General features: G+C 66.4%; 8 protein-coding genes and 1 tRNA gene. 7 read left to right on the forward strand and 2 right to left on the reverse strand.

Going from position 1 to position 12,429, the window contains the following annotated elements:
* Positions 1-97 precede the first annotated feature (97 nt).
* From MSB02_RS05075 to MSB02_RS05095, 5 genes are read left to right on the forward strand one after another with little or no spacing between them, the layout of a single operon-like run.
* The gene (locus MSB02_RS05075; protein WP_267194154.1) at positions 98-478 is read left to right on the forward strand and encodes a hypothetical protein; all 381 of its coding nucleotides are present in this window, start codon (positions 98-100) and stop codon (positions 476-478) included.
* Positions 479-512: 34 nt separating this feature from the next.
* The gene (locus MSB02_RS05080; protein ID WP_267194155.1) at positions 513-3,035 is read left to right on the forward strand and encodes a WD40 repeat domain-containing protein; all 2,523 of its coding nucleotides are present in this window, start codon (positions 513-515) and stop codon (positions 3,033-3,035) included.
* Positions 3,036-3,079: 44 nt separating this feature from the next.
* Positions 3,080-3,493: an NUDIX hydrolase gene (locus MSB02_RS05085; protein WP_267194156.1), complete on the forward strand. Its 414-nt coding sequence runs from the start codon at positions 3,080-3,082 to the stop codon at positions 3,491-3,493.
* A 33-nt stretch (positions 3,494-3,526) separates the two neighbouring features.
* Complete coding sequence (locus MSB02_RS05090) at positions 3,527-4,849, forward strand: potassium channel family protein (protein ID WP_267194157.1); 1,323 nt, start codon at positions 3,527-3,529, stop codon at positions 4,847-4,849.
* 42 nt (positions 4,850-4,891) lie between these two features.
* Positions 4,892-5,833 carry a calcium/sodium antiporter gene (locus tag MSB02_RS05095; RefSeq protein WP_267194158.1) on the forward strand — a complete coding sequence of 314 codons (942 nt, stop codon included), beginning with the start codon at positions 4,892-4,894 and terminating at the stop codon, positions 5,831-5,833.
* Positions 5,834-5,893: 60 nt separating this feature from the next.
* Here the strand turns inward: MSB02_RS05095 and MSB02_RS05100 are convergent, their stop codons facing one another.
* Positions 5,894-8,299 carry a cell wall-binding repeat-containing protein gene (locus MSB02_RS05100; protein WP_267194159.1) on the reverse strand — a complete coding sequence of 802 codons (2,406 nt, stop codon included), beginning with the start codon at positions 8,297-8,299 and terminating at the stop codon, positions 5,894-5,896.
* A gap of 193 nt (positions 8,300-8,492) precedes the next feature.
* Here MSB02_RS05100 and MSB02_RS05105 point away from each other — a divergent pair, with 193 nt between their 5' ends.
* The gene (locus MSB02_RS05105; protein ID WP_267194160.1) at positions 8,493-10,787 is read left to right on the forward strand and encodes a cell wall-binding repeat-containing protein; all 2,295 of its coding nucleotides are present in this window, start codon (positions 8,493-8,495) and stop codon (positions 10,785-10,787) included.
* A 649-nt stretch (positions 10,788-11,436) separates the two neighbouring features.
* Here the strand turns inward: MSB02_RS05105 and MSB02_RS05110 are convergent.
* Positions 11,437-11,512: transfer RNA gene (locus MSB02_RS05110), tRNA-Met, on the reverse strand.
* 171 nt (positions 11,513-11,683) lie between these two features.
* Here MSB02_RS05110 and MSB02_RS05115 point away from each other — a divergent pair.
* The gene (locus MSB02_RS05115; protein WP_267194161.1) at positions 11,684-12,424 is read left to right on the forward strand and encodes a hypothetical protein; all 741 of its coding nucleotides are present in this window, start codon (positions 11,684-11,686) and stop codon (positions 12,422-12,424) included.
* Positions 12,425-12,429: the final 5 nt, after the last annotated feature.

The following is a 12,429-nucleotide window of genomic DNA, read 5'->3' on the forward strand; positions in this document are numbered from 1 at the left end:
TCAGCGGAAAGCCCGCACGCGCAGTCCGCCACGGACGGGTATGAACACACCGATGCATGGGGGAGCATCGGTGGTCCGTGATACACGAGGGGGCGTCATGAAACAGCACTGGCCCGATGACGATGTGATGGTCAAGCTGCTCGATCTCTACAAGCGGCGCAAAGCCGAGGCGCCAGGCGAGGAGTTCGGCTGGATCCAGTGGCTCTACGACACCGGAGAGAAATCCAAGGTCTCGCCCGAGGCCGTCGTGAAGGCGATCATGTCGCTCATGGAGGACCGGGCGGTCCTTGTGGTGGATGTGGTCAACGGAGTCATCCTGGTGCAGTCGGCGGTCTTCGAGTTCGCCGTGACCACGGGCAGCGAGCGGCTCTTCACGGACGTCGGCTTCAAGGACCTGCTCGATCTCTTCCGCAGCCAGGGAATGGCGGTGCACGTGATCGAGGTGCGCAAGAACGGGTCCATCAAGTACCTCGACTGAAGAGTTGGATGGCCCTCCGACGCCGGGGAGACCCATGCCCGCTGGAACCGCAAGGAGCGAGCAACGGCTCGTGCTGGAACCTCTCGCGGACGCGCTTGGACGCGAAGCACACCGCTTGTTCCGCTCCCCCGAGCTGCTCTGGCAGCAGCTCTACAACCGCCTCATGTGGGATGACACCTCGCGCGGTACGACCGCGCTGAGCGAGCTGCTGACACGCGAGCGCGAACGCAGGGTGATGCGTGCCGACCGGTCCTGGTTGCGGCTCACCACACCGGTGCGGGAGTCGTCGGCGCTGCGCAGGTCGCTCGTGGGGCACGAGATGCAGGTCCGCGCATGCGTGGTGTCTGCCGACGCCGCCACCGTGGCCTCGGTGAGCTTCGACCGCACGCTGCGGCTCTGGGACGCGGCCACCGGGCTGGAACGGGCCCGGGTGACCACCGAGCCGGATCTGAACACGAGCGTCCTTGCAGCCTGCACCTCCAGGAACGTGATCGCGTGCGCCCGCGCGGACTTCGCGCTCTGCATCCTTGACGCTGCCACGGGAGAGGTCCTGCACACGCTTACCGGCCACACGGCTGCCGTGACGCACTGCGCGTTCTCCCGGGATGGCCAGCGGTGCGCCTCGGCCAGCGAGGACGGGACTGTGCGCGTGTGGAGCATCGTCGACGGCGGGTCGATCGCGCTGCTTGCGAGCAGCGGGTCGCGCCTGCGGCGCATCGAGCTGTCGAGCGACGGGCGTCGCGCGGTCTCGGCGGGCTCGGGCGACACCGCCACCCTGTGGGACGTCGACCGGCAGTCGCGGATCGCCGACCTCGCCGGACATGACGACTGCGTGAACTGGTGCGGCTTCTCGCCGGACGACCGGGTCGTCGCCACCGCAAGCGACGACGGGTCGCTACGCCTCTGGGACGCCGCGACCGGCAAGCCCGGCGCCGTGCTTGAGGGGCACGAAGATGCGGTCCTCTCGGCATCATTCTCCCCCGAGGGCGACCGGTTGGCCTCGACCGCACTCGACGACACGCTGCAGCTGTGGGACACGTCGACCGGCGTGGAGAGCGCCCTGCTGGAGGGGCATGGCGGCCCGGTCAACTGCTGCGCGTTCTCCCCCGACGGGCGCCTCGTGGCCTCGGTCAGCGATGACGAGCGCGTAGGTGTGTGGGACGCACGCACGGGAACGCTCCTGGCGATGCTCGAGGGACACTCTGACGCCGTGAACACCTGTGTGTTCGCGCCGGACGGCTCGTTCATCGCGACCGCCAGCGACGACAAGTCGGCGAAGTTGTGGGACGTCCCGGCCGGCGGCGCGCCTCGCGGCTGGAACGGGCACCGCGACTGGGTCGTCTCGATGGCGTTCTCCGGCGACAGCGCGTGGGCCGTCACCGGCGGGCGCGACGACACGGTGCGGCTCTGGGACCCGCCGTCGGGCCGCATCACTGCGGTGCTCGAGGAACACACCAAGACGCCGGAGTCGTGCGCCGCGCTCCCCAACGGACCGGTGTTCGCCTCGGCATCAGACGACGAGACCCTCGTGTGGCTGCGTCAGGAGGATGGCACGGCGGCCGTGGTGGGACGTATGCCCGGCTCCGGGATCACATCATTCTCACACGACGCGCGCTACCTGCTGCTCGCGCAGGAACATACCCCGGTGCTCCTCGACCTCCACGAGGCCGAGGAGGCGATGCGGTACCACGGCCACACGGGTCCGGTCACGTGCGGATGCTTCTCACCCGACGACCGGCTGGTCGTCACGGGCGGCAGGGACCGCACGCTGCGCGTCTGGGACCGGGCGAGCGGAGAGCAGGTCGCGCTGCTCACAGGGCACACCGACATCGTCGCCGACTGCGCCTTCTCCCCCGACGGCGACCTGGTCGCATCGGCAAGCTGGGACGGCACAGTGCGGCTGTGGAGCGTGCCAGAGGGACGAGAGCGGATGACGCTCTCGGGACATGCGCTGTCGTGCCGGGCGTGCGCGTTCACCGCGGACGGCCGCGCGGTCCTCTCGGCGAGCTCGGACACGACGGTGCGCTCATGGGACGTGACCACCGGCCGAGGCCGGGTCGTCTACTACGCGCTAGGCTGCATCGAGTGTCTGGCGGTCAGCCCGGATGGCAGGTGGCTGGGCGTGGGAGACTGGGGCGGCAACGCGTACTTGCTCGCGATCGAGGGATCTCAGCCGATGGACATCGAGTCGAGCGTGCCTGATGAGGGATCGGATGCCTCGGCGGTCATCGACTTCTATGCCGAGGACCTCCTCCAGAAGTTCGGTTTCGGCGACGGCGACATGCTCTACGACTTCGTCGAGGAACACGACCTCGGCGTGGATGACCGGGAGCTTCTGATGGCCGTGGTCGAGCAACTCGTGGTGCCGCAGCTCGACCAGGCCGTGGAGACCTACACCCTGTGCACGCTCCACAACCCGATCCGGGCGCGCACCATCGACGGCGAAGAGGCGAGCATCTACTCCACTCTGACACCCGAGTACATCGAAGTCAGCGAGGCGGACATCATCCGCATCGCCCGGACGCTGCCCCCGTCCAACGACGATGAAGAGGTATAGAATCGGAGAGTGTGCGGCATGCGGGGGACCGAGGGAGGCGCTCCATGGATCGTCCACTGGGCGTGGCAGGCAAGGCCATCGTACGAGGTGGCGGGGGGAAGATCCTGCTGCTGCAGCGCGCAGCCACCAGCGGCCACGACCCCGGCCTCTGGGAGCTTCCCGGTGGCAAGATGGACTACGGCGAGCAGTTGCCCGAGGCCCTCGCACGCGAGGTGGTCGAGGAGACGGGGCTCACCGTGTCGGTGGGCCGTCCGATCCTCACCTGGCACTTCACCAAGGAGCCCTTCTGGGTCACCGGCGTGACCTTCATCTGCGACCTCGTAGGCGGCGAGATGACACTGAGCAGTGAGCATGACGATGTGGCATGGCTCACGCCCACAGAAGCCCTCGCCTACCCGCTGAGCACACGCATGGCCGAGCAGATCGAGGCGTACGTGCGCGAGTCCGAGGTCCGTTAGACGACCCTGCTCGCCACGCAGAGGAGGAACCCCGTGGCCGATCCGATACACCGCCGGCGCACGAGACTGGCCGAGTGGTGGAGCGAGGTGCACTGGTACGTCCTCGCAGGGCTGGCAGGTGCCGCGTTCATCCTCGGCATCATCGGTTTCAGGCAGTGGTATGCGGATCACGGCGTCACCGGCACATCCATCTGGGACGCCATATACCGGTCGCTCCAGCTGTTCACGCTCGAATCGGGTTCGGCCGAGGCGCCCGTGCCGCTCTCGCTGGACATCGCCCGCTTCCTCGCCGTGATCGCCGCGGTCTACGGAGCCGCTGCCGCGGTCCTCGCCGTCTTCGGGGAGCGGATGGCGCGGCTTCGCATCCGCAGAGCCAAGGGGCATGCGGTCGTCTGCGGACTCGGCGAGCGCGGACTGCATATCGCCGAGGACCTCCGTCGCGAGGGCTACCGTGTCGCGGTGGTGGAGCGGGACCCCGACGCTCCGTTGCTCGACCGGGTGCGAGCGGCGGGAGCCGTTGTGATCGTGGGCGACGCGACCGACCCGGCAACGCTCCGCAAGGCGCGGGCCGATCGCGCCAGGTACGTGATCGCGGTATGCCCCGAGGACGGAGACAACGCGGAGATCACCGTCCGCGTCCGAGAACTCGCCGCAAGCGCGCCGGTGGGACCGCCCGTGACCGTGATCGCGCACATCGACGACACCGAGCTCTGCATGCTTCTCCGCGAGCGCACGTCTGGCGACCGGGACGGCCGCGTGCGACTCCGCTTCTTCAGCGTCCCCGAAAGCGGCGCGCGGGCGATGCTCGATGCCGTACCCCTCGTACCCCGGACCGCGGACCGCCGGCTGCACATCGTGGTGGTCGGCATCGGCAAACTCGGCAGAAGCCTTGTGAGCATGGCGGCGGAGCACTGGCTCGCAAGCGGTGGGACGGACGGCCTGAGGCCACGCGTGACGATGATCGACCAGAACGCAGCCGCCAAAGCCGACCTGCTGCGGGTCAGGGTGCCCCGGATCGACGAGGTGTGCGATATCGTACCGCTCACGATGCCGAAGAACGCACCCGAGTTCGAGCGTGGGGCCTTCCTCTACGGTGAGGACGGGGCGCTCGACGTGGACGCAGTGTATGTGTGCCCCGACGACGACGTGCACTCCGTTGCGGCAGCGCTCACCATCCAGCGTCACACCCGTGATGCCGATGTGCCCATCGCAGTCCGGATGACCCGCGAGGGCGGACTCGCAACGCTGTTGGCGGACACGCCCACAGATGCCTTCTCCGACATCAGGGCCGTCGGCGTGCTCGATCGCTCGTGCGGAACCGGATCACTGCTGCGGGACGAGCCCTCCGCGGGGTGAGCCACGGGACCCGCGACGCCGCGAGATGCGATACTGCATGACATGCTTGCCGACGTCGCTCTTCTCACAGCGGGACTCATACTGCTGGCCATCGGCGCCGAGGCGCTAGTGCGGGGCGCGAGCGCCCTGGCGCTCCGGCTCGGTATCGCGCCGCTCGTGGTGGGCCTCACCGTGGTCGCGTTCGCCACCGGCGCCCCTGAGCTTGCCGTGAGCATGAAGGGCGCCGTGTCGGGCAACAGCGGGATCGCGCTCGGCAACGTCATCGGCTCCAATATCAGCAACATCGCGCTCGTCCTCGGCGTGGCTGCGCTCGTACGTCCCATGAAGGTCGAGGCCCGACTCGTGCGCCGCGAGATCCCGCTCATGATCGCCGCTACGGCGACGCTGTTCGTGCTCTTGCTCGACGGACTCCTCGGCCGGATCGATGGAGCACTGCTGATGGCTGGCGCGGTCGCGTACACCGTGTTCGCATACCGCGGCGCGAGCGAAGGCGACAAGCCCGCGGTATCGAGTCAGTTCGACTCCGCCATCGAGCGGCTGCGCACACCCTTCCTGAGCCTCGCTCTCATCGCTGGCGGCGTGGCGATCCTGGTGGTGGGCGCCAACGTGCTCGTAGAAGGCGCAGTATCGATCGCCGGAGCGCTCGGCGTGAGCCAGGCGGTGATAGCGCTCACCGTGATCGCGATCGGAACGAGCCTTCCCGAGCTCGCCACGTCGGTGACAGCAGCGCGCAAGCGGCAGGCAGACGTCGCGTTCGGCAACGTGATCGGCTCGAGCACCATCAACATCCTGGGGATCCTGGGGCTCACCGCCCTCATCAGGCCCATCGTGGTGGAGGGTCTCCGACCGCTCGATCTCGGCATGTTCCTCGGCACGGCGCTGTTCATACTGCCGATGATGGCCCGCGGGTGGGTGCTCAGCCGCCTGGAGGGCTTCCTCCTGGTCGCCGCGTACGTGCTGTACCTGACCTCGCTGGTCGGGTGAGCGTGCGGACCGGGCACCCGGTCGGGCACCCGGTCCTTGAATGTGAGGCACGCGCCGCCACTACCAGCCGAGAGCCGTCTCAAGCGCTGTCCGCACGCCCGCACTGACGGCGGACGGCCCGCCGAACACATCGAGGTACAGCACCTTCGCCCTGTTCGAGGCAAGAGCGCCCTTCGTCACTACCGGCAGGGAGTCGCTGGCCGTGAGCAGCACGACTCCGCCGCCCATGCCGATCCGCGCGCCACCGGCAAGCGCATCGGGATAGTTCTCACCCGTTGCCACACCCACATGACTCCAGGACGCGAGCCCTCCCTGGATCGCCTTGTTAGCGATCTGCGCGGCGGTGTCGTATCGGTCGCTGCCAGACCACCGCGAGAGCTCCGCTCCACCGTTGCCGATCACGATCGCATCGATCGAGGCCTTCGTGCCGGCGGACACGGCTGTGAGGCCACCCGCTACCACACCTCCACGGATGTCCAGGTCATTCAGAGCGGTGGCGGTAGCCGCAGGCAGCGTGTTCGTGGCCGTGAGCAAGATCGGCACACCCTGAGAGAAAGCGAGCGGCGAAAGCGACAGGGCGTCCGGGAACGAATCCCCACGCGCGATGAAGGCCACCTGCCCGAACGCGGCCCCCTGATGGTCAGCGATCGCCCGCGCGACCTTCGCGGCCGTCGCATACCGGTCGCTACCGGATATCAGGGTCACGTTGTAGTCGCCGTCCAGTGCGTCGAACACCGCCTGGCTCACTGCCGCGGGGCCCCCGATGATGAACACCGTCTCGACCCCTCGCGAGGCAAGGAAGGCCGCGGTCACGCCCGGCAGCGCCGCTGACCGGGTGAGGACGAGCGGACACTCGTACGCTCCCGCAAGCCCTGCCGCCGACAGAGCGTCGGGGAAGTTCTCCCCGCTCGCGACCACTGCGTACTCGGCCGTCTCGAACGTCGCCTCCGCGATCTCCACGGCCGTGGCATAGCGATCCTCACCCTCAAGAGGGGTGAGGACGAGCGGAGGCTTCTCGAAGAAGCCCATGTCGGCGATCGAGGAGCCATCACCGTCGCCGTCCTGAGGGCGAAGTGTGCCGTAATAGTCCCCCGCCGGAGCGACAGCGGTGTTCGCAGTGTCGATGCAGGGGGAGCCCATCGCCAAGCGCGCGTCATGTCCGGCCAGGTCGATGAAGTGCGGATCGTCGTGGATCACGCCGCTCCCGATGCCGTTCCCATGGGTGCCTGGCGCCGAGTCGTACAGACAGGAGTACTCGATGATCTGCGCGTTCTCTATATCGGCATCGAGCGCGGGATTCCAGTAGATGGAGTTGTAGACATCCAGTTGCCCAGGACCCTGCCAGTATGCAGCGCTATCTGTGCCCGTGCACTGCACGACCGTGTCATTCGTCTCGCTCAACGAAGCACTGGTGAGGTACCACGCAGCCCCCTCACCGGTGGCACTGTGCCCACCGATGACGTTGTTCCGGGCCTCAGCGGTGCAGTTCTCCAGGTAGGCGAATCCGCCGCTCCCACCGTTCGCGTCATTACCCGCCGCATCGTTGACCTCCATCGAGACCGAGGCGCCGAACAACCACATCGCCCCACCACTGCCGCCCGCAGCGTTCTCGATGAACGAGTTGCGATTGATGGTGACCATCTGGCCGCCGGTGCTGCTCACCCTGATCGCACCGCCACTCGAACCTGCCGCGTTGTCGGCGAACGTGTTGCCGTAGATGATGATGCCCGAGTCCACCGGAGCGAGCTGGATCGCACCGCCTACTCCTGAGGCGGAGTTGCCCTGGAAAACGTTGTCTCTGATGGTGGCCGACACGCTGCCACTGATCCTGATGGCACCGCCCTCGGCGGCACTGTTGAGCAGGAACTCATTCGATACAACGGCAGGAGCGGTCGCCAATGGTGGATTGGCGACCATGCTAAGCGCTCCACCCGTCGGTGCGGATGATGCGTTCCCGGCGAAGACGTTGTCCTTGATCCTCGGCCAGCCAGCACTCGTGGCGTTGTTCAGGTAGATCCCCACAGCCGACTTCGAGATGGTTCCGCTGTTGGTGAACGTGAACCCCTCGATCGCGTCGCCGTCGGAGAAGCCCTGACACGCCATGACCTGGTCGGAGCCATCACCTTGGATCACGGTCGACTCGGCGCCCGCGGTGCCGATGAGCGTCTGACCGTAGTTCAGGAGCGGGAAGACCTCAAGGTTCGCCGAGTCATACATCCCGGGTTCGACCATGATCGTGTCGGGCCCCGTGGAAACCGCGAGAGCGTGGGTGATCGTCTTGAACGGGTCGGCCTCGGTACCAGGATTGCCGTCGTCACCCTCCACGGCGTCGACCCAGTAGGTCATGATCGTCGTCTGCGCCGCCAGCGGAGGCGCCGAGAAGCCGACGGCAGGCATCACCAGCATCAGGCACGCGGCCACCGTGAACACCCGGACAAGTCGTGATCTGTACACACGACCAACCATGACAGCCCCCTCACCCACAGACGCATGCTGTGACGCAAGTCACACAATGGGACATACCCTGCGCGGCGTTTCAATCACCGCCGGTTCCCTGCAGCGCCGCCGCGGGTACATAGTCATGTCCTTCGCGCAGGCGGGACAGGTGCGTCAGGGGATGTCACCTCCAAGCCTGCCCTCTCGTGACGGGGGGTTCATCATGAGATCTCGTACGCTCGTCGCGGTTGCCCGCATCGGGCTCTGCACCGTCCTTACCTGCATGTTCGTTCCGCTCTTCCCCGGCGTGGCGGCGGCCACACCGCCTCCCCCGAAGACCATCCGTGTGAACGTCGCCGCCGGCAGCGACATCACGGGCGATGGAACGATTGCCAGGCCCTACAAGACGATCGAATTCGGTGTTGCGCAGGCTATCGCCGGCGACACCGTGCGGATCGCACCCGGTACGTACTACCCACCGGACACCATACAGATCCCCAGTGGCGTCAGACTCATCGGCGCCGGACTGGGGCGCACCGTGGTGTGGGGTGCGGGCGGACCCAGCGGGCCGATCTTCAACATGTTGAACTGCAGCGATGAGACGCTCATCGAGGGTCTTGAGATCCACGGCGGCGGCGGGTCCAGTGGTGGAGCCATCCTGATCACGGACGGTGCACCAGTGATCCAACGCAACGACTTCATCGACAATAGCGTGAGCTTCTACGGTGGCGCGATCTACATGTACGCCAACTCATCAACCTGTGCGCCAGTGATCGCGCACAACGTGTTCATCGGTAACGAAGCGGTCGAGCAAGGTGGTGCGATATACGCCGACCACAGCGACCCATACATCTTCCGCTGCTCCTTCAAGAACAACGCCGCCTCGGGCGCGGCGCCGCTCGGCGGAGGTGGCGCGGTGTACTTCCATGAAGGAGAAGGGCGGATCGAGCGTTGCACCTTCGAGGATAACGACGCCCCGAGCGGCAACGGAGGGGCCATCACTGTCCAGGAGAACACGGGCATCGTGAAGATCAGCGAGACTCTCTTCGATGGCAACACCTCGGGCGTGCACGGTGGAGCTGTCTGGGGCTGGGAGACGTACGTGCAGACGATCGTTCGGAACTGCCGCTTCGAGAACAACATCTCGGGCAGCTACGGTGGAGGCATGCGGCTGTACAACGCTGCCGCCGTGGTGGAGGGCAGCAGCTTCTACGGCAACACGGCCAACGCGGGGGTCACCCCCGGAGGCCTCGACATCTACGATGCTGATGCGGATCAACCAACATCCGTGGACTCATGCATCTTCCACTTCAACGGGGTCGACGGCATCACTAACCCCGGGACCAGCTGCAACGTCACCGTGACCTACTCCTGTCTGGACCACGCACAGGCAGGAACCGGGAACATCATCGGCCAGGACCCCTTGTTCATGGCCTCGACATGGGCGCTGCGACTCTGGGCGGCGTCACCCTGCATCGACGCCGGCAACCCGGCATCGACCCTCACCACGGACTGGGAGATGCTCGCCAGGCCCAAGGACGGGGATGGCAACGGGGTGGCGCGCGTTGACATGGGCAGCTACGAGTACGGTACGACCGTGGGTCGCCTTGCCGGCAGCGATCGCTACTCCACCTCGTGTGCCGCGGTACAGGACCGGTTCGCCGAGTCCCCGGTGGCGATCATCGCCACCGGCCGCGACTTCCCTGATGCTCTCTGCGCCGCCGGACTGGCTGGCGCGTACAAGGCTCCGGTGCTCCTGTCCGACACGAGCAGCCTTCCAGCCTCGGTCCGCGCGAAGCTGATCGCGATGGAGACGCGCGAGGCGATCATCGTAGGCGGTACAGGCGTGATCTCCCAGACCGTCGTGACTGCACTGGAGGCGATGGGAATCGACGTGACCCGCATATCTGGTGCAGACCGGTACGCTACTTCTCGCGCAGTGGCCGATCACCTGGCCGGCATGGGCTACACGGAATCGTGCTACGTGGCCCGGGGTGACGATTTCCCTGACGCATTGGCGCTCGCACCGCTCGCCGCTCAGTTCGCGGGGCCCGTACTCCTCACACAGACGAACAGCCTTCCATCTGCAACGCTAGGGGCCCTTCGCAGCTACGGCTATGAGTACGCGCTCGTCGCTGGCGGGACATCCGCAGTATCGGCTGCCGTATACGACGCCATCAAGGCCGAGATACCCGCTGATCAGACCTGGCGCGCCCAAGGCGCGAACCGCTACGAGACAGCTGCAGCGGTCGCGAAATGGGCATGGGACGCTGACCTCTCTAACGGCGAGTTCGTAGGACTTGCGGTAGGCGACAACTTCCCGGACGCCCTTGCAGGAGGCGCAGCGTGCGGCTACGAACGCGGTGTCCTGCTCCTCACGACGAAGGACAGCCTTCATGCCGCCGCGGCAGACTACCTCGATGACCGCCTCGCGGTGCGCCGCGAGGTCTGGGTCCTCGGCGGCACTGCCGTGATCAGCGACACGGTGCTCGCGGACTGCCGGAACCTGCTGCCGTAGACCGCTGTGATTCCGGGGCATCCGGGCCTTCAGAGACATCAGATGCCCGGCGCCGCGAGCACGGGCAAGCATGGCTGAACCCGACCGGGTACCGGATAGGCCCTCTGTGCACCGCAGATGCCGGAGGGCCCATGCTTCACGCATCCGCCTGTCAGTCACACGGCGTATGCTATCGAAGCATCCGGTCGTGATCGTTGACACGTGAGGAGTGGTCGAGTTGCAGCGGTGCGATACGTGCCGGTATTGGGTGGAGGCGGGTGGGTTCGTCGGGTGTCATCGTGATGCGGCGTCGGTGTGGCTGCAGCGGCTATACATAGAGTTGAGGGCTGCGCAGGCTTTGCGGGAGTTCACGATCAAGCCGGAGCACCGTCTCGCGCTGGCGGCGGGTTCGTGGTGTGGGGAGTGGGAGGCACGGGAAGCGGACAGTTAGCCGCTCTCTCCATGCCTCCACGCACGACATCACCCGTCCACAATCCCCGGTCCTCCCGCGTATGCCCACAGCCACTCGCCCGCGAGCTACCCTTCGGGATCGCCTGACGCTACGTAGATCGACAATGCGTTGACACAACAGACCCGAGGATTCTGCTGGCAAACGCTCCTGAAAAGCAACAGGCCCCGGGCTCTGTAAGCCCAGGACCTGCGTCTTTGTTGGTCGCGGGGACAGGATTCGAACCTGTGACCTTCGGGTTATGAGCCCGACGAGCTACCAGCTGCTCCACCCCGCAGTGGACGGTCACTATAGCATGCGTCGGTGGGCCGTGCAAATCATCCGGACACCGGAGTTGCGGCTGTTCGGCCCCGATGTTCGACTCTGGAGAGATACCATAAAGGGGTAATGCGACCATGGCCGCAAGACGATACTCTGATAAGGAGCGTCATACCTTGGGGGTGACAGGGTGGACTCGCGCGGAAGATGGTCGGCTGCTGCAGCACTGGTGATAGCGCTCGCGCTCGCAGGCGCTCTGATCGCCTTCAACTCGAATGACCCCGAAACCGAGCCCGGATCCCCACCGAGCGCTGTGGAATCGCCACTAGAACACGGCGCGACGGACCCGGCAGAACAGCCCGACGCCGAGGATGACGAGGCCGCTGCCGTCGAGTCGCCACTGGCTGCCACACCCGTGAGGGCCCCCGCCCGTCGCCGTGCGCTGGCGGTGAGCGACACACCGTCCGCGCCTGACAGCGGCGATACGGGCGATACCGATGACGAGTCCGACAACGGCGCCGATGACGAGTTCCAGCGCTACCTCGAGGAGACGCGCGCCGTCGTGGAGGCGGACCCGTCCTCGCTGCAGGCGATCGCAGGCGAGATCGTCGCAGCCCTTGGCGCAGGCGATGCGGACGCACTCGGGGATCGCGTGGCGAGCGATGAGGGCTCTCAATCGGAGTTCGTCACCTATCTCGCCGAACGGTACCCCGCCATCGTGACGAGCGCCCCCTCCGGCACCGTGAACGTCTTCACCGCAGGTGAGGCGACCATCTACATGGCCTATGCGGTGGTCACCTGGGAAGATGCCGGACTGACCTCGGAACACACCATCCCGATCCCGATGAGGTTCGTTGACGGTCGGTGGTACCTGACATCCGTTCAGCACTGGGCGGACTCGCTTGAGTTCGTGCAATCGATACAGCTCTAGGCTGC

The organism is Anaerosoma tenue, assembly GCF_023161965.1.
GTDB lineage: Bacteria > Actinomycetota > Coriobacteriia > Anaerosomatales > Anaerosomataceae > Anaerosoma > Anaerosoma tenue.